Raw genomic sequence first — 17,527 nt, forward strand, 5'->3', positions numbered from 1 at the left:
GTCTACCGCTCGGTTCCGTTATCTGTTCAAAGCGGTCTTGTCGAAGTTCCGCGCAATTTGACGTAGTAGAGGGCGCCCGCCGCTATGAGGCCCACTATGACCAGGAGGCGAACCGGCCATCCGGTGCCGGAGGACTCGCCCGAATCGCTGCTGGGCGCTGCCGCAAGCGCGCTTGGCGAGGGCGTTGCTGACGCCGTCTGTGTGGCGGTCGGAGAGGGCGACGGCGTGGCCGAGGGTGTGGCTGTTGGCGTGGCCGAGGGCTCCGGGGTGGGCGACGCCGAGGGGCTGTCGGACTCCTCGTCCTCCGTTATCAGGGTTACCAGTCCCGTGGCCGGGTCCCAGCGGTAATCCGTGTAGAGCATGCTGCCGCGATCGATGAGAAAGCCGCTGCCGCCCTCGATCAGCCAGCCGGTGCCCGGATGAACCAGATAGCCGGTGCCGCCGTCAACGACGAACCCGGTGGCGGGATCAATGACGGGAGCAGGCGCGGGTGCCGGGGTAGGTGCTGGTTCCGGTTCCGGGGCCGGCGCTGGGGCCGGGGCCGGCGCTGGCGCTGGCGCTGGCGCTGGCACTGGTGCCGGCTCCGGGGCGGGAGGTGCGGGTGCCGGCGGTGCGGGCACTGGAGCCGGCTCCGCGGGTGGCGGGTCTGACGGGGCGGGGCTCTCGGTGCCGGGCGGCGGGGTCTCCACCGCAAGAGCCGGCCCGGCCGCCACCGATGAGAGAAGTACGGCAACCGCTGCTGCGGTTCCCGCCCGGCGCCGCCAAAGCCCTAAATCCACGTTATATTCCCCCATTATTCGCGGCCAGATACTCAGCCATGGCATCGTTGTCCATCGCCTCCGCGATAGCCGCGATGGCCGTTTCATCCTTGACCACAATAGACTGTCCGTCACTTGAGGTTCCCGCCCCCAGTGTCGGCAGCGTAAACATTGACAAATTGCCGCCGCGCACATTGCGCAGGGAGAACGCCAGCCGGCCGGCAGCGACGGCGTCCAGTTCCTCATCCACGCTGAGATACGGGGAAATTTCCGAGACGGCAGCGCTGACCTTCCCCGGGTTCAGCAGCGTCTCCTTGGAGAACACCGAGGAGATCAGCCCGCTGATGAACAGCTGCTGGTTGCGCACCCGCTGGTAGTCGCCCTCGGCGAAGGATTGCCGCTCACGGACGAAGTTCAGGGCGGAGTCGCCGTCCAGCGAAATGACCCCGGCCGGAAAATGGTCGTCGTCGATGCTGGAGGAAAACGCCGTCGGGTTGTTGACCTCCACGCCGCCGAGCGCATCCGTCAGCCCGCTGAAGCCTTCAAAGTCGACAATCGCCACGTGGTCGATCGGGGCGTCGACCATGGCCTGCACTGCGCTGACCGTCAGCGGCACGCCGCCCAGGGCCATTGCCGAGTTGATCTTGCCCTCGCCGTAGCCGGGAATCTCGGTCCAGGTGTCGCGCATGATCGACATCACGTAGGCGGTGCTTCGGTCCCCCGGCAGATGCACCAGCATCATGGTGTCGGAGCGGGACGCTTCGGATCCGGGGTCCTGCTCGTCGGTGCCGATCAGCAGGATGTTCTGCGAGTTCCCGGCCCCGGGATCCTTCGCCGGGCTGTCCGCCGGCAGCGCGTTCTCGATGGTCGTGGTGCCGTTGTCGAAGCTGCGGGCCAGGGACCACAGGTAGCCGCCGGCCACCAGCGCCGCCACGAGGATCAGCACCAGGACGGTGATCAAGAGGTTGCGGATGGGATGCCGCCGGCGCCTGGCCGGCTGCTCATATTCGTCCATGTACTGCGTCAAGATACTCCCCTGTTCTCCCCCGGGTAAAAGCCTAGCGCTCCCCGGTGTCGTCCTTCGATTCAAATCCGGCCGCCGCGGACCGATAACCTTGAAGGCATGTTGCTATCCCGCGCTGCCCTGCCGGCAGCGGTCCTTACCCTTGCAGCGGCACTGACCGCCTGCACTCCCGTGGCCGACGTCGAACCGGCTCCGGACGCCGCCAACCCGGCCTGCGCCGAAATCATGGTGGCCCTGCCGTCCGAGCTGGCCGATCAGCAGCAGCGCGAAACCGACAGCCAGTCCTCCGCCGCCTGGGGGGATCCGTCAAAGATCATCCTGCGCTGCGGCGTGCCGGTTCCCGGACCGACCACCGAGCAGTGCGCCACGGTCAACAGCATCGACTGGATCCTGCAGGAGGACGAGACCACGTGGACGGCGACGACGTACGGCCGGGAGCCGGCCGTGGAAGTGATCTTCGACCCCGAGGAAGTCTCGTCATCGACGCTGCTGGTGCAGCTGGAGAACGCCGTGTCCCGGATCGAGCCGACCCGGGCCTGCGTGAGCAGCAATGACTTGGTGCTCCCCGCGCAGTAGCGCCGGGCAGCAGGCCTCGCGCGGCGGAAGTGCCGCTTAGCGCAGTCCGGTCTTCCGCTCCAGCGCCAGCGCGATCAGTTCATCGATCAGTTCCGTGTACTGCAGGCCTGACTTGGCCCACATCTGCGGATACATGCTCACCGGGGTGAAGCCGGGCATGGTGTTGATCTCGTTGATGATCAGGTTCCCGTCCGGGGTGTAGAAGAAGTCCACCCGGGACAGGCCCTCGGCGCCGACGGCCTCGAAGGCGACGGCAGCCAGCGAGCGGACCCGCTCGGCGGTTCCGGCAGGCAGGTCGGCGGGGCAGCTCAGCTCGGCTGCCGCTCCGTCCACGTACTTGGCGTCGAAGTCGTACCAGTCGTGGTCGCCGTTCTGCACTGCGATTTCGCCGGGGTGGCTGGTGCGGGGATCCTCGGTGCCGCGGCCCTGCAGGACGGCCACTTCGATTTCCCGGCCGGTGATGCCGGCTTCCACCACTACCTTCGGATCGTGCAGACGGGCGGCTTCAATGGCGGCGGCCAGCCCGGCCGGTTCCGTCACCCGGGTGATGCCCATGGAGGAGCCTGCCCGCGCCGGTTTGACGAACAGCGGGAACTGCAGCTTCGAGGCACGCTCCAGGCACGCCGCGGGATCCCTTTCCCACTGCCGGTCGGTGATGACCTCGTACGGGCCCACCTGCAGGCCCGCTGCCTCAAACACCACCTTCATGTAGTGCTTGTCCATGCCGACGGCGGAGGCAAGAACGCCGGCGCCCACGTACCGGATGTCAGCCATCTCCAGCATTCCCTGCAGGGTGCCGTCCTCGCCGAACGGGCCGTGCAGGACGGGGAAGACGACGTCGATCCGGCCGAGGCTGCGCGGCAGCGCTCCCTCGGCGTGCGCCACCAGGTCCGACCCGGCGCCTTCGGCGGACAGGACGATGCTTTCAGTGCCGGGGGTGACCTCCGGCAGGGACTCGGAGCGCAGCGACCAGGCGGCCGGATCGGCCGAGACCAGGGTCCACTGCCCGTTCCGCGCGATCCCCACCGGCACGACGTCGTACTTGCTGCGGTCAATGGCTTCCAGCACGCCCGCGGCGGTCACGCAGCTCACTGCGTGTTCGCTGGACCGGCCGCCGAACAGCACGGCCACGCGGGGCCGGGTCCGGCCCGCGTCGGTGCCGCCGTGTTCGCCGGCGGTTGCAGCGGCGCCGCCGCTGGCGGTAACCGTGTCGGGGCTCAGTGGGTCGTTTGTCACGGGGTGTGCACACCTTCGGATTTCAGTTCGCGGGAGAGCAGGCGCGGCCCCAGCTCGTCGACGGAGATGACGCCCTGCAGGACGGCGACGACGTTTTCGACAATGGGCATGTAGACACCGAGCTGGGTGGCGCGGTCCAGCACGGCCTGCGCGGACTTGATGCCCTCGGCGGTCTGCTTCATGGACGCGTTGACTTCCTCCAGTGTCAGCCCCTGGGCCAGCAGCCTGCCGGCCGTGTGGTTCCGGGACAGCGGCGAGGAGCAGGTGGCAATGAGGTCGCCCATCCCGGCCAGGCCGGACATGGTTTCGGCGCTGCCGCCGAGCGCCAGGGCCAGGCGCGTGGTTTCCGCCAGCCCGCGGGTCATGACCGAGGCCTTGGTGTTGTCCCCCATGCCCTTGCCTTCGCAGATGCCCACGGCCAGGGCGATCACGTTCTTCACGATGCCGCCGATTTCAGCGCCCACCACGTCGGTGTTGGTGTAGGGACGGAAGTAGGGTGCGGTGCAGGCGCGTGCAATCCAGGCTGCGGTGTCCAGATCGGAGCAGGCCACCACCGACGCCGTCGGCTGCCGGTGAGCAATTTCCATGGCCAAGTTGGGCCCGGAGATGACAGCCACCCGGTCTTCGGGCCAGTGCAGTTCCTCCTCGATGACCTGGCTCATCCGCGAGTCGGTGCCCACTTCCAGCCCCTTCATCAGGGAGACGACGACGGCGCCTTCCGGGATCAGGTCCCGGACGCTGCGCAGCTGCGCCCGCAGGGTCTGCGCCGGAACCGCCAGCACCACGAGTTCGGCTCCCGCCAGCACCTCCGCGGGATCGGCGGACGCCGTCAGGTTGCCCGGCAGCACGGTGTCCAACAGGTACTGGCTGTTGCGGTGGAGGTCGTTGATCTCCGCAGCCACTTCGGGGCGCCGGGCCCAGAGCCGGACGTCGGTCTGCCGGCCGGCACCGGCGTCGGCCACAATCTTCGCGAAGACGGTTCCCCAGCTGCCTGCGCCCAGGACGGCCACTACCTTCGGATGCGTGTTACGCCAGCTCATTGTTCTCAGTCCCGTTCTGTTTGTCGCCGTCGTGTTTGGGCTCTCGGCGCTGCCCGGAGTCATTGTCCTGCTTAATCTTCCGGATCGGGTCAAAGCCCCGGGGCTGCTCAAAGTCCCGGCCGGTTGCCCGTTGTCCGTTTACCGCCGGATCCCAGCGGATCGCCGGCGGCTTTTCATCCCGCAGCTCGGCGACGAGATCGGTCAGGCTGTCCATGATGCGTTCGGTGGCGGTGTCCAGCACTGACTTTGTCATCGGCTGGTCCCGCAAGTCGGAAAGATCAACGGGGGTGCCGACCCGCAGCCGCACTGTCTTGCGGGGAAACAGGTTCAGGCGCTTGCTGTAGCGCGGAAGAAGCGCCTCGGCTCCCCAGTGGGCCACCGGAACCACCGGGGCGCCGGTCTGCAGGGCGAGCCGGGCGGCGCCGGTCCGTCCCCGCATCGGCCAGAGATCAGGGTCCCGGGTGAGCGTGCCCTCCGGATAGACAATCAGCGCCCCGCCGGCCTCGATGACGACGCGTGCGGCCGTCAGCGACGCCGAGGCACCGGAGGTGACACGCTCCACCGGGACCTGATTGGTGGCGCGCAGGGCGGACCCGAAGACCGGCACCTTAAAGAGGGATGCCTTCGCCAGGTAGCGGGGCATGATCTTCTGGTTGTAGAAGAAATGCCCCACCACCACTGGGTCGATCTCCGTCACGTGGTTGGGGCAGGCAATGAACCCGGTGTCCCGGGGGAGGTTTTCCAGTCCCTCCCACTGCTTGCGCACCAGGAGGTTCATTACCGGCCGCATGGTGTTCGCCAGCAGGGCGAACGCCACCCGCGACTTGACCGACTCAGGCATGGCGGCGGCTACCTCGTTCCGGCGGAAACGGTCGAAACGTCGAAATCGGCGCCGAGTCCCTCGAGCTTCTCAAGGAAGTGCTCGTAGCCGCGGTTGATCAGTTCGATGCCCGTCACGCGGGAGGTTCCGTCAGCGGCCAGGGCCGCAATCAGGTGGCTGAAGCCGCCGCGCAGGTCCGGAATGTCGACGTCGGCGCCCTTGAGCTGCACCGGACCGGAGATGACCGCCGAGTGCAGGAAGTTGCGCTGGCCGAACCGGCAGGGAACGCTGCCGAGGCATTCGCGGTGGACCTGGATGTTGGCGCCCATGCGGATCAGTGCGTCAGTGAACCCGAACCGGTTTTCGTAGACCGTTTCGTGGACAATGGACACGCCCTGGGCCTGGGTCAGCGCAACAACCAGCGGCTGCTGCCAGTCGGTCATGAAGCCGGGGTGGACATCGGTTTCCAGCACCAGCGGATTCAGTGCCCCGCCGGGATGGTAGAAGCGGATGCCGCCGTCGTCGACGTCGAAGGCGCCGCCGACCTTGCGGTAGGTATTGAGGAACGCGGTGAGATCCTGCTGCGACGCGCCTTCAACGTAAATGTCGCCCTTGGTGACCAGCGCAGCCGACGCCCAGGACGCGGCTTCGTTGCGGTCAGGCAGGGCACGGTGGTTGTACCCGCTCAGCTCGGTCACGCCTTCAATGCGGATGACGCGGTCCGTCTGGACCGTAATGATGGCGCCCATTTTTTGCAGCACGGCAATGAGGTCCAGGATTTCCGGTTCCACCGCGGCACCGCGCAGTTCGGTGATTCCGACGGCCTTGACGGCGGTCAGCAGCACCTGCTCGGTGGCGCCCACGCTCGGGTAGGGCAGTTCCACCTTCGCGCCGGTCAGGCCCTTGGGCGCGGAGATGGAAATGCCGCCGGGGCGCTTTTCCACCACGGCACCGAAGTTGCGGAGCATCTGCAGGTGGAAGTCGATCGGCCGGTCGCCGATTTTGCAGCCGCCGAGGTCCGGAATGAAGGCCTCGCCGAGGCTGTGCATCAGCGGTCCGCACAGGAGGATCGGAATCCGGGAATCGCCCGCGTGGGCGTCGATGTCCTTTGACGCCGCCGTCTTGGCGTTCTGGGGATCCATGGTCAGGTCCCCGGTTACCGGATCCTTGGTGACTTCAACACCGTGGAGCTGCAACAGCGAGGTGACTACCTCAACGTCCTTGATTTCCGGAACGTTGCGAAGCAGTGACGGGCTGTTGCCCAGCAGTGCCGCGACCATGGCTTTGGGAACGAGGTTCTTCGCTCCGCGGACGGGGACTTTTCCTGTCAGAGGAACTCCACCACGGATGGTTAGAACGCTACCCATGAACACCTAATTTCTTTTTTCTATAATGCCCCAACAGCAAAGAGAGACTGCACTCAAGCATAGGAGCAAGCGTCCACATACTGAAATATCAGCTCCTCCGGAAGAACCTTCCCGAGCGACCTGCGCGCAGGGCACCGTGCCGGTCCGGAGCCTCTCCGGGACCCGCACGGCACAACGGACCTGCCCCTGGAAAAACTGATAGGCCCCCGGTCGGGGGCCTATCAATAATACGAAGTGCCGCAGCAGGACACGAAACCGGGCGCGGTGCAAAACCGGCGCCGAAAGGGCTTTTAGGTGCGCGCCGGAAGGGTTGTCGGTTTGAAGGAAGGACGGTGCGCCTCAAACTGTGTGATATCCGTCTCGTGCCGCAGCGTGAGCGAAATGTCATCGAGCCCCTCGAGCAGGCGCCACCGGGTGTATTCGTCAATGGAGAAGGGGGCCGTCACCGCTCCACAGACCACGGTGCGTGCTTCCAGATCCACGCTCACCTCGGTCCCCGGAGAGTTCTCCAGCACCTTCCAAATGAGTTCAATGTCATCCTGCGCCACCTGCGCCGCGACAAGCCCCTGCTTGCCGGAATTGCCCCGGAAGATGTCGGCGAAGCGGGAGGACAGGACCGCCCGGAACCCGTAGTCCTTCAAGGCCCAGACGGCATGCTCGCGGGAGGAGCCCGTGCCGAAGTCGGGGCCGGCCACCAGCACTGATCCGGAGGAGTAGGGCTCCCGGTTCAGGATGAAGTTCTCGTCCTTGCGCCAGCCGGCGAAGAGGGCATCCTCGAATCCGGTCCGGGTGATCCGCTTGAGGTAGACCGCGGGGATGATCTGGTCGGTATCGACGTCGCTCTGGCGCAGCGGGACGCCGATGCCGGTGTGGGTGGTGATCTTTTCCATGGCTGGCTCCTAGACGGCTGGCTGGACGGATGCGGCGGCGGTCTCGGTCCGGGCCGCTGCGGACAGCGGCTCAGCACCGGACAGCGGCTCGAGGTCCGACGGCGAACTCAGGGTGCCGCGGACGGCGGTGGCCGCCGCAATCACCGGTGAGACCAGATGGGTGCGTCCGCCCTTCCCCTGCCGGCCCTCGAAGTTGCGGTTGGAGGTGGACGCGCAGCGCTCCCCCGGCGCCAGCTGGTCGGGGTTCATGCCCAGGCACATGGAGCAGCCGGCAAAGCGCCACTCGGCGCCGAAGTCCTTGAACACCTGGTCCAGGCCCTCGGCTTCGGCTTCCAGCCGGACCCGGGCGGAACCGGGAACCACCATCATCCGGATGTCGGGGTCCTTCTGCCGGCCGCGGATGATGTCGGCGGCGATGCGCAGGTCCTCGATCCGGCTGTTGGTGCAGGAGCCCAGGAAGACGGTGTCCACGCGGATGTCCTTCATGGGCGTGCCGGGAGCCAGATCCATGTAGGTCAGCGCGCGTTCGGCAGCGGCCCGGGCGTTCTCGTCGCCGAACGCTTCGGGGTACGGCACGGACTCGGAGAGCGAGACGCCCTGCCCGGGATTGGTGCCCCAGGTGACGAAGGGCTCCAGCTCATCGGCGTCCAGGAACACCTCGGCGTCGAACACGGCCTCGTCGTCGCTCGCCAGCGACCGCCAGTGCTCGACGGCGGCATCCCAGTCCGCGCCCTGCGGCGCGTGCGGCTTGTCCTTGAGGTAGGCGAAGGTAACGTCGTCCGGGGCCACCATGCCGGCGCGGGCGCCGGCCTCGATGGACATGTTGCAGATGGTCATCCGGGCTTCCATGGACAGGGAACGGATGGCGGACCCGCGGTACTCGAGCACGTAGCCCTGCCCGCCGCCGGTGCCGATCTTGGCAATGACGGCCAAGATGATGTCCTTGGACGTCACGCCGGGGCGCAGCGTCCCCTCCACGGTGATGGCCATGGTCCGAAAGGGCTTCAGGGACAGCGTCTGGGTGGCCATGACGTGCTCCACCTCGGAGGTGCCGATGCCCATGGCCAGGGCGCCGAACGCACCGTGGGTGGAGGTGTGGGAGTCGCCGCAGACCACTGTCTGGCCGGGCTGGGTCAGGCCCAGCTGCGGGCCCACCACGTGCACGATGCCCTGCTCGGCGTCGCCGAGTGAATGCAGCCGGACGCCGAATTCAGCGCAGTTGGCGCGCAGGGTTTCGATCTGGGTCCGGCTGATCGGGTCCGCGATGGGCTTGTCGATTTCCAGCGTGGGGGTGTTGTGGTCCTCGGTGGCGATGGTGAGGTCAGGGCGCCGCAGCTTCCGGCCCGCCAGGCGCAGCCCTTCGAAGGCCTGCGGGGACGTCACTTCGTGGACCAGATGCAGGTCGATGTACAGGAGATCGGGGGCTCCGTCTTCGCCCTTGACGACGACGTGCTCGTCCCACACCTTCTCCGCAAGCGTCCTGCCTGCTGCGTGCTCACCCATACCCGATGCTCCTTGTGAAGTGTCTTCCGCGAGCCGAAAAGAGCGGCCGCGCAAAGTCGATGCTTTAAGACAACCAGCCCCGCCCGCGGAGACGCCAGTTTTTCGACTTGCATCTCAAATATTGAGACGGCAGTATCAACACATGGACATAACTGGAAACCCGGCCAGCGGCGTCGGCGTCATCGACAAGGCCGCACTGGTGCTGGACGCGCTGGAGGCAGGCCCCACCACGCTGGCGCAGCTGGTCGCCGCCACCGGGCTCGCCCGCCCCACCGTGCACCGCCTCGCCGTCGCGCTGGCGCACCACCGCCTGGTGGGCCGGGACATCCAGGGCCGGTTTGTCCTGGGCGGCCGGCTGGTCGAGCTGGCCTCGGCCGCTGGCGAAGACCGGCTGATTGCGGCGGCGGGCCCGGTGCTGCTGGCGCTGCGCGACGCCACCGGTGAGAGCTCGCAGGTGTTCCGCCGGCAGGGCGAATGGCGGGTCTGCGTCGCCTCAGCCGAGCGTCCCATCGGGCTGCGGGACACCATCCCCGTTGGCACGCAGCTGTCCATGAAGGCCGGCTCGGCCGCCCAGTGCCTGCTGGCCTGGGAGGACCACGACCGCCTGTTCGAGGGCCTGCACAATGCCCGCTTCACGCCCACGGTCCTGGCCGGCGTGCGGCGCCGCGGCTGGGCCCAGAGCCTGGGCGAACGGGAGCCGGGCGTGGCTTCGGTCTCGGCTCCGGTGCGCGGACCGTCCGGCCGGGTGATTGCCGCCGTCTCGATTTCCGGGCCGATCGAGCGCCTGACCCGCCAGCCCGGCCGCATTCACGCCGAAGTGGTGACCCGCGCCGCCGCTCAGCTCACCGAAGCCCTGCGGAAGACCGCGGAGTAGGCCTATTCTGGGACCCACCAAGTCGAAGGGTCACCATGAAACGGCTGCGCCTCCTGTGGAACATCGTCCGCACCACCGGAGCGGAGCGGGTCTTCACCGGGTTCCTCGTGGTGCTGGGCGTGGCCGCGCTGCTGCTGCCGCGCTTTGAACCCGAAGTCGAGGACTTCGGGGACGCCCTCTGGTTCCTGTTTGTCTCCTTCACCACCATTGGCTACGGGGACATTGTTCCGGTCACCGTGGCGGGCCGGCTGATCACCGTCTTTGTGGCCCTCTACGGCATCCTCGTGGTGGCGCTGGCCACCGGTGTCATTGTCGGTTACTACAGTGAAATCCTCCGCACCCGCGCCAACACCAGCCTCGATGAACTGATCGGCGAGCTGGAGAACCTGCCGGACCTTTCCCGCGAGGAGCTCCTGACCCTCGCGCAGCGGATCCGGAACCGGCATATCCTGCGGTAGCTTTCAGCCGGCGAAGTGGTCCCAGCCGGCAACCCGGGGCGCCTCTCCCCCGACGGTGACGCCGGCGCCATCGTGCACCGTGCCCAGCCGTTCGAACCCTTCCGGGAGTGCGGTTCCGGCGGGGAAGGCGGCCAGCAGGCCGTGGTCCTCGCCGCCGCCGAGCACCCAGTCCAGGGCATCCGCGCCCAGCCGCGACGCCGCAGCCTGCAGCGGCTCCGCATGGCGGGCGAGGGCTGCGGGATCAAGTTCGACGGCGACACCGGAGGCGGCCGCAATACGTCCGGCGTCCCGGACCAGCCCGTCCGAGATGTCCAGCATGGCGGTGGCTCCTGCTGCTGCGGCCTCCGGACCCCGGGCAAGGGGCGGACGCGGCCGGCACTGGGCGGCGGCAAGCTCCAGCAGGACCTGGTTTTCCGTGCTGGGATCGGAGTGCAGGGAGGCATAATCCTCGGAGCTTTCCAGTACTGCCAGCCCTCCCGCCGCCCTGCCCAGGACACCGGCAACGGCGACGACGTCGCCCGGGCGGGCGCCGGAGCGCAGCACCGGCGCCCGGCCTTCCAGGGACCCGGTGACGGCCGCAGTGACCACGACTTCCCGGCCCCGGCCCAGGTCACCGCCGACCACCGAGCACCCGGAGGCGCCCAGGACGTGGATGGCCGCAGCCAGGCCGTCGGCCAGGTCCTCCACCCAGGCAACCTCGGTGCTGCCCGGCAGGGTGAGGCTGACAACCAGGGAGGTGGCCACGGCGCCCATGGCATTGATGTCGGAGAGGTTCTGCGCCGCGCATTTCCAGCCGACGTCGAACCCGCTGGTGCGGTAGCCGGACGGCCAGGACAGCCGAAAGTCGGCGTCCTGCACCAGGGTGTCGATCGAGATCACGGTCCGCCCGTCCGGAGCTGCCACGATGGCGGCGTCGTCGCCGGGTCCCAGCAGCGCTTTGGGCGCTCCCAGCCGCGGAAAGATCCGGGCGAGCAGGGCTTTTTCGTTCAGGTCCGCCACTGTCGGCGCGTGCGTGGGCACTGGAGCTTTCCTTTGGGTCAACAAAGAGGAACACAGTGTCCCTGCTGAAATCGATTATGGCAGGGAGCGCGCTTTCCGGCGTATTCTCCGGTGCATGACTGATTATGCGGTGTTGCTGCGCGGCGTGAATGTTGGCGGGGTGACGGTCCGCTCGGCGGATTTGCGCTCGACTCTGGCGGCTCTTCCGGTGTCCGGGGTCAAGACCTTTCTCGCCAGCGGCAACGTAACTCTCTCTTCCGAGGCCGCAACCGATGAGCTGAAATCGATGGTGGAGGCGGCACTGCGGGCGGACTTCGGCTACGACGCCTGGGTGGTGGTCCTGACCAAGGAACGGCTGGCCGAGCTGGCCGCCGCCGTTCCCTATCCGGCCGACGATGCACAGATGCACGCCTACGTGACGTTCGGGTCCGACGCCGGGCTGCTCACGGAGCTGTTCGAGGCCGGAGCAGCGCTGGGTGCCGAACAGGTGCGGCTGGGACCGGAGGCGGTCGCGTGGCCGTGCCCCAAGGGCCAGACCTTGGAAGGTCCTCTGTCTCGTTTGGGTCCGAGCGCCCGCTACAAGGCAAGCACCACCACGAGAAACCTGAGGACGCTGCAGAGGATGATCCGCGATTGAACACAAAAAAGCCAGCCCCGGACATTGTCCGGAGCTGGCTGAAATGGTGACCCCAGCGGGATTCGAACCCGCGTTACCGCCGTGAGAGGGCAGCGTACTAGGCCGCTATACGATGGGGCCAGTACAAGCATTCTGCCGTGAAGGCGTCTTGCTTCCTTTTGCTCAATTGGAATTAAGCTCAATAAGCTTTTCACACTTATTGCTGATCTTCAAATTGATAATTTCTTATCAATTGAGAACCGCTGGGATACCAGGACTCGAACCTAGAATGTCGGTACCAGAAACCGATGTGTTGCCAATTACACCATATCCCACTGTGCTTTTTCGGTTGTTTTGGAGAAGTTTTTCCCCGCTCCAACCCCTCAGCACGAGATATAACTATACACCGGTTCCGGAGGAAGTACAAAACCGCCGCCGGCCCTCCCGTGGTGCTGTCAGCCGGTGGCCAGTCGCACCACCTCGCGCAGCGACCGCACCACGGCGATCTGCTCCGTGGGGTGTGGATCCGATCCGCTCCGCACCGGCGAGGGATACTCCGGGCGGTCCAGCCAGACACCCCGGAGGCCGGCGGCGCAGGCTCCTTCGGCGTCGACGCGCAGGTTGTCCCCGACGTACAGGGTCTGCGCCGCGTCGCTGCCGAGCCGGCGGACGCCTTCGTGGAAGATGGCGGGCTCCGGCTTGGCCGCACCCACCGTGTCGATGCCCACGAGGACCGTGATCCGCTGCAGGCCGGCGGCATCCAGCTTGGCGCGCTGGTAGTCATGAACGTTGTTGCTGACGGCGCCGTACGGAATGCCTCTGGCATCCAGCTCATCCAGCAGCGGCACGACGTCGTCGAACGCGCGAAAGTGCAGCGGCAGGGTCGCTTCGTAGGTTGTGTTCCAGTGCTCTGCCGCGTCGTCGTCGAGCAGCGGCTGCCCGGTGCTCCTGCGGGCGTGCTGCAGCCGTCGGACGCGCTGATCGGCGAAGGACAGCTCACCGGCCAGGTACCTGTCGTAGTACCCTTCCGGATCCGCGGTGAAGAGGGCCTTGAAGGCGGTCCACTCCTCCGCGGTGAAATGTGCGAGGTCGTGGCGGCCGAGGGACTGCAGCGTGGTCCCCATGGCTGCCTGCAGGTCCACGAGGGTCTCATCGATGTCGAAGAGCACCCCGCGGACCTGCCTGCGTTGTTTCATGCAGTTAGCCGGCGTTGCGGAAGGCGCGGATGCGGGCCAGCGAGGAGTCCTTGCCCAGGATCACCATGGACTCGAACAGCGGCGGTGAGATGCGGCGTCCGGAGACGGCGGTGCGGACCGGGCCGAAGGCCAGGCGCGGCTTGATGCCCATCTCGTCGACCAGCGCCGTGCGCAGCGCCGCCTGAATGTTCTCGGCGGTCCAGTCGGACACCGGCTCCAGCGCGGCCAGCGCGGCGTCCAGCACCTCGGTGAGGTTGGCCGGCAGGCCCTTCCGCGCGTCGTCGGCCACGTCAATGGCGTCGTCGGCCTTGAAGAGGAAGCCCAGCATGTCCGGCGCCTCGCCCAGCAGGGTGATGCGTTCCTGGACCAGCGGAGCGGCCTCGGTGAGGATCTCCTCCTCCCGGGCGGTGAGGGTCTCCCCCACCAGGCCGGCGGTCTGCAGGTACGGGACCAGGCGGTTGCGGAAGTCTTCGGCAGCCAGCATCCGCACGTGGGTGCCGTTGATGGCCTCGGCCTTCTTCAGGTCAAAGCGGGCCGGATTGGCCAGCACGTTGTGGATGTCGAAGTTCTCCACCAGCTGGTCGACGGTGAAGATGTCCTCGTCGGCGGACAGCGACCAGCCCAGGAGCGAGAGGTAGTTGAGCAGGCCCTCGGGAATGAAGCCGCGTTCGCGGTGCAGGAAGAGGCTGGACTCCGGATCACGCTTGGAGAGCTTCTTGTTGCCGCCGCCCATGACGTAGGGCAGGTGGCCGAAGAGCGGCATGTACTGGGCCACTCCGACGTCGATCAGCGCCCGGTAGAGCGCGATCTGGCGGGGTGTGGAGGAGAGCAGGTCCTCGCCGCGCAGCACGTGCGTGATGCCCATCAGGGCATCGTCGACCGGATTGACGAGCGTGTAGAGCGGTGCCCCGTTGGCGCGGACCACCACGAAGTCCGGAACGGTGCCGGCCTTGAACGTGATTTCGCCGCGGACCAGGTCGTTGAAGGTAATGTCTTCGTCGGGCATCCGGACGCGCAGCACCGGTGAGCGCCCCTCGGCCTTGAAGGCCTCGATCTGCTCGGGCGTCAGGGTGCGGTCATAGTTGTCGTAGCCGAGCTTGATGTCGCGGCCGGCCGCGCGGTGCCGGGCCTCGATCTCCTCAGGAGTGGAGTAGGACTCGTACAGGTGGCCGGCGTCCTTGAGCTTGGCGATGACGTCCTGGTAGATGTCGCCGCGCTGGGACTGGCGGTACGGCTCATGCGGCCCGCCCACGTTGACGCCTTCGTCCCAGGTGATGCCCAGCCAGTCCAGGGCATCCAGCAGCTGCAGGAAGCTCTCTTCGCTGTCGCGGGCGGTGTCGGTGTCCTCGATGCGGAACACCATGGTGCCGCCGGTGTGCTTGGCATAGGCCCAGTTGAACAGGGCGGTCCGGATCAGGCCCACGTGCGGGGTACCTGTGGGGGAAGGACAGAAACGCACGCGCACGGGGGTGCTGTCATCGACGGTGGGCAGTTCGGCAAGTGAAGGCAGGTTAGTCATGATGCTTTCCAGTTTAGACTCTCGATCCGCCCGGCCCGACGTTTACAGGCTGTACTGCAGCAGCCAGAGGAAGATGCCGCCGGCAACCACGCCGGCGGCAGCGGCCCCCGCCGTCTCACGTGCCGGGCGGTCCCTCCCGCTCAGCAGCGCGGCGACGAACATTGCGGCTGCGGCGATCGCGGCGGCCGTGCCTGCGGCCCCCGGCAGCAGCAGGAAGAGAAGCGTCGGAAGAACGACGGCGGCCGCGGCGCAGGTGACCGATGCCCAGTCCAGCCGCACCACCTTGGTCAGCGCGGCGGTGAGGGCATAGGCGGTGATCATCGCGAAGACCACGGCGGCCAGAGCCCGCGGTCCGTCGGTCCACCGGATAACCCGCAGCACCATGAAACACGCCCCGGCGGCTCCGAGGATGATGGGTGGCGCGCCCAGCCGGTCCAGGCCGCGGCGCAGGTCCCCGCGCCGGTCCAGGACAGTGACCAGGGCCCAGGGAAACAGGCTCACCAGGACAGCGGCGCCGGCGCCCCACAGCAGGGCATTTCCGCCGCCGTAGTTAAGAAACGGCGCCGCAAACAGGGCGGCTGCCCACACCACTCCGGGCAGCAAAAAGCGCCGGACCGGGGCACGGTTGCGCCTCGGTCCGGCGCCGGAAGAACTCATGCCTAGCTGCGGGCGGTGTTCACGAGGCGGCCGATGCCCTCGATCTCGACGTCGTAACGCTCGCCGTCGGAGATGAGCCCGACGCCGGCGGGCGTGCCGGTGAGGATGACGTCACCGGGCAGCAGGGTGAAGGCCTGGGACACATAGGACACCAGTTCCTTGACGCTCCAGATCATCGCGCTGGTGTTGCCGTCCTGGACGAGCTGGCCGTTGAGGTAGCCGCGGACCGCGAGGTCGTCGGTGTCCAGCTCGGTCTCGATCCACGGGCCGAGCGGGCAGGAGGTGTCAAAGCCCTTGGCCCGGGCCCACTGGTCGTCGGTGCGCTGGGCGTCGCGGGCCGTGAGGTCATTGGCGCAGGTGTAGCCGAAGATGACTTCGTCCACCCGGTCCAGCGGGACGTCCTTGCAGATGCGGCCAATGACGACGGCGAGCTCGGCCTCGTAGGACACCTCGTCTGAGAAGGACGGCAGCACAACGGGATCGTTCGGGCCGATCACCGAGGTGTTGGGCTTGAGGAACATCAGCGGTGCCGGCGGCACTTCGTTGCCCATCTCGCTGGCATGGTCAGCATAGTTGCGGCCGATGCCGACCACCTTGCTGCGCGGAATGATCGGCGCCAGAAGACGGACGTCCTCGAGCTTGTGGCGCTCCCCCGTCAGCTGGACGCCCGAGAAAAATGGATCGCCCTTGATGACGGCTATTTCTTCATGGCCCTCGTCCCCGTCGACGACGCCGAACGCAGGGTCACTGTCTTGTACAAATCGAGCAATACGCATGCCCTCAAGCCTAGTAGACGAAAGCTCCGGTCCGGTGCAGCGTCCCCCCCTTTCCTCCCCCGAGATGGCTGAAGGTGCACGTCTGAGGGCTAAGACATGCATCTGCTGCCATCTCGACCGCCGGGGTGCGATACTGCAACCGACGACAGCGTCACCGTTGAACCAGCCGGCGGAAAGGACTGTCAGCCATGGGAGCATCCGTTACTGCGAAAAATTCCGAGGCATCCCCCTGGATTCCGGCATTCGCCGTTCTGAGCTGGGTTGGCATCTTCGTCCACAATGTCGCCGATCTCCCCGGCCAGACAGTCCTGAGCCCGGAATCTTCCGTTCCCCTGCTTTTGGCCGCAGCGCTCGTTGGTCTCTGGTTCACGCGGCGGCGGGTCGGTGCGGTGTGGGGGCTGCTGGCATTAGGCCTGCTGCATTTGGCTGGTGCCATAGTCAGCGTGCTGCCGCTGGCGATCCTGCCTTTCGATCCTGATCAGACGCTGAAGCACTATGCCTTCCACCTGCTCTACGGCCTGGCCCAGCTCCCCTTGGTGATCACGACGGCCGCCTGGCTGCGCCGGCACCGCCGCGGGAATTCGCCGGCCACGCCGGGCTAGGAAGGCTGCGAGGTGTGGGCAATCTCTCGCGAGTTGGCAGTAAGTGCTCTTCCCGGGGCCGGGACGTGCAGTTTCTGCCATCCCGGCGCAAAGAGAACCAGGGCCCGGGAGGGTGCCGGCGGGTCTGGAACACACAGGTTAAACAAGTAGGGCTTAAACAAGTAAGGCCCCGCCAATGGCGGGGCCTTACTCTCTGAACAACCGGTGTCTTTCAACCGTAAATATTGTCCGGCGGTGACCTACTCTCCCACATCCTCCCGGATGCAGTACCATCGGCGCTGTGGGTCTTAGCTTCCGGGTTCGGAATGGGACCGGGCGTTTCCCCCACGCTATGACCGCCGTAACCCTTCCACCCGCACCACCCATACACAAACCTGGGTGAGGGGAAATCAATGGTCACAACACAACACACCATCAAAAACGACGTGTTGCAATAGCGAAGTTATAACTGTAATTATACGGCACACCACACCCTGAAAGGGGTACGGCGGTGCCGGTTCCACGGGTGACAAACCTCACGGGTTTGTTATCCGGGAACCACATAGTGGACGCAAGCAGCATGATCAACACAACCCTTTATACTTTGGAGAACCGTTTGAAGTCGTGTTCTCCCAGA

The 17,527-nt window shown here is 66.7% G+C and carries 18 protein-coding genes, 2 tRNA genes and 1 rRNA gene; 6 read left to right on the top strand and 15 right to left on the bottom strand.

The window, feature by feature from the left end; genetic code table 11:
* Positions 1–96 precede the first annotated feature (96 nt).
* Positions 97–348, top strand: a complete 252-nt coding sequence (locus QNO00_RS03465) for a hypothetical protein (protein ID WP_284023639.1) — start codon at positions 97–99, stop codon at positions 346–348.
* Between the two features lie 432 nt (positions 349–780).
* Here the strand turns inward: QNO00_RS03465 and QNO00_RS03470 are convergent, their stop codons facing one another.
* Positions 781–1,785 carry an LCP family protein gene (locus tag QNO00_RS03470; RefSeq protein WP_229965308.1) on the bottom strand — a complete coding sequence of 335 codons (1,005 nt, stop codon included), beginning with the start codon at positions 1,783–1,785 and terminating at the stop codon, positions 781–783.
* A gap of 96 nt (positions 1,786–1,881) precedes the next feature.
* Here QNO00_RS03470 and QNO00_RS03475 point away from each other — a divergent pair, with 96 nt between their 5' ends.
* Positions 1,882–2,358: a DUF3515 domain-containing protein gene (locus QNO00_RS03475; RefSeq protein ID WP_284023640.1), complete on the top strand. Its 477-nt coding sequence runs from the start codon at positions 1,882–1,884 to the stop codon at positions 2,356–2,358.
* A gap of 36 nt (positions 2,359–2,394) precedes the next feature.
* Here the strand turns inward: QNO00_RS03475 and QNO00_RS03480 are convergent, their stop codons facing one another.
* From QNO00_RS03480 to leuC, 6 genes are all read right to left on the bottom strand, one after another.
* Entirely contained in the window at positions 2,395–3,579 is a 1,185-nt protein-coding gene (locus tag QNO00_RS03480) for a D-alanine--D-alanine ligase family protein (protein ID WP_502863052.1), read from the bottom strand.
* Between the two features lie 11 nt (positions 3,580–3,590).
* Complete coding sequence (locus tag QNO00_RS03485) at positions 3,591–4,634, bottom strand: NAD(P)H-dependent glycerol-3-phosphate dehydrogenase (protein WP_284023641.1); 1,044 nt, start codon at positions 4,632–4,634, stop codon at positions 3,591–3,593.
* The gene (locus QNO00_RS03490; RefSeq protein ID WP_284023642.1) at positions 4,621–5,475 is read right to left on the bottom strand and encodes a lysophospholipid acyltransferase family protein; all 855 of its coding nucleotides are present in this window, start codon (positions 5,473–5,475) and stop codon (positions 4,621–4,623) included. Before QNO00_RS03490 ends, QNO00_RS03485 begins: the two co-directional genes overlap by 14 nt.
* An 8-nt stretch (positions 5,476–5,483) precedes the next feature.
* Entirely contained in the window at positions 5,484–6,821 is a 1,338-nt protein-coding gene (murA, locus tag QNO00_RS03495; protein WP_229965304.1) for a UDP-N-acetylglucosamine 1-carboxyvinyltransferase, read from the bottom strand.
* A 290-nt stretch (positions 6,822–7,111) separates the two neighbouring features.
* The gene (gene leuD / locus QNO00_RS03500) at positions 7,112–7,711 is read right to left on the bottom strand and encodes a 3-isopropylmalate dehydratase small subunit (RefSeq protein ID WP_229965303.1); all 600 of its coding nucleotides are present in this window, start codon (positions 7,709–7,711) and stop codon (positions 7,112–7,114) included.
* A gap of 9 nt (positions 7,712–7,720) precedes the next feature.
* Entirely contained in the window at positions 7,721–9,214 is a 1,494-nt protein-coding gene (leuC, locus tag QNO00_RS03505; RefSeq protein WP_284023643.1) for a 3-isopropylmalate dehydratase large subunit, read from the bottom strand.
* Positions 9,215–9,356: 142 nt separating this feature from the next.
* Between leuC and QNO00_RS03510 the strand changes: the two genes are divergently transcribed.
* On the top strand, positions 9,357–10,088 hold the full coding sequence (locus QNO00_RS03510; protein ID WP_229965301.1) for an IclR family transcriptional regulator: 732 nt from the start codon (positions 9,357–9,359) through the stop codon (positions 10,086–10,088).
* 35 nt (positions 10,089–10,123) lie between these two features.
* Positions 10,124–10,546 (top strand): potassium channel family protein, encoded by a 423-nt coding sequence (locus QNO00_RS03515; RefSeq protein ID WP_284023644.1) that lies wholly within the window; start codon positions 10,124–10,126, stop codon positions 10,544–10,546.
* Positions 10,547–10,549: 3 nt separating this feature from the next.
* On the opposite strand, the gene QNO00_RS03520 is transcribed toward QNO00_RS03515, so the two are convergent.
* Entirely contained in the window at positions 10,550–11,566 is a 1,017-nt protein-coding gene (locus tag QNO00_RS03520; RefSeq protein WP_284023645.1) for a thiamine-phosphate kinase, read from the bottom strand.
* A gap of 94 nt (positions 11,567–11,660) precedes the next feature.
* Between QNO00_RS03520 and QNO00_RS03525 the strand changes: the two genes are divergently transcribed.
* On the top strand, positions 11,661–12,182 hold the full coding sequence (locus QNO00_RS03525) for a DUF1697 domain-containing protein (protein ID WP_284023646.1): 522 nt from the start codon (positions 11,661–11,663) through the stop codon (positions 12,180–12,182).
* Between the two features lie 44 nt (positions 12,183–12,226).
* Here QNO00_RS03525 and QNO00_RS03530 read toward each other — a convergent pair.
* The 6 genes from QNO00_RS03530 to QNO00_RS03555 all read right to left on the bottom strand — a co-directional run bounded on the left by QNO00_RS03530 (position 12,227) and on the right by QNO00_RS03555 (position 16,309).
* Positions 12,227–12,302 (bottom strand) — tRNA-Glu (locus tag QNO00_RS03530).
* 122 nt (positions 12,303–12,424) lie between these two features.
* A tRNA-Gln gene (locus QNO00_RS03535) sits at positions 12,425–12,496 on the bottom strand.
* A gap of 120 nt (positions 12,497–12,616) precedes the next feature.
* Positions 12,617–13,357: an HAD family hydrolase gene (locus QNO00_RS03540; RefSeq protein WP_229965297.1), complete on the bottom strand. Its 741-nt coding sequence runs from the start codon at positions 13,355–13,357 to the stop codon at positions 12,617–12,619.
* 4 nt (positions 13,358–13,361) lie between these two features.
* Positions 13,362–14,876, bottom strand: a complete 1,515-nt coding sequence (gene gltX / locus QNO00_RS03545; RefSeq protein WP_229965296.1) for a glutamate--tRNA ligase — start codon at positions 14,874–14,876, stop codon at positions 13,362–13,364.
* Between the two features lie 42 nt (positions 14,877–14,918).
* A complete protein-coding gene (locus QNO00_RS03550) occupies positions 14,919–15,533 on the bottom strand; it encodes a hypothetical protein (RefSeq protein ID WP_284023647.1) in 615 nt (204 codons plus the stop codon).
* A 2-nt stretch (positions 15,534–15,535) separates the two neighbouring features.
* A complete protein-coding gene (locus QNO00_RS03555; protein WP_229965294.1) occupies positions 15,536–16,309 on the bottom strand; it encodes a fumarylacetoacetate hydrolase family protein in 774 nt (257 codons plus the stop codon).
* A 188-nt stretch (positions 16,310–16,497) separates the two neighbouring features.
* On the opposite strand from QNO00_RS03555, the gene QNO00_RS03560 reads away from it, so the two are divergent.
* Positions 16,498–16,911, top strand: a complete 414-nt coding sequence (locus tag QNO00_RS03560) for a hypothetical protein (RefSeq protein WP_284023648.1) — start codon at positions 16,498–16,500, stop codon at positions 16,909–16,911.
* A 226-nt stretch (positions 16,912–17,137) separates the two neighbouring features.
* On the opposite strand, the gene rrf is transcribed toward QNO00_RS03560, so the two are convergent.
* A 5S ribosomal RNA gene (gene rrf, locus QNO00_RS03565) occupies positions 17,138–17,254 on the bottom strand.
* Positions 17,255–17,527 lie beyond the last annotated feature (273 nt).

This window comes from Arthrobacter sp. zg-Y1219 (assembly GCF_030125545.1).
In the GTDB taxonomy this organism is placed as follows: domain Bacteria; phylum Actinomycetota; class Actinomycetes; order Actinomycetales; family Micrococcaceae; genus Arthrobacter_B.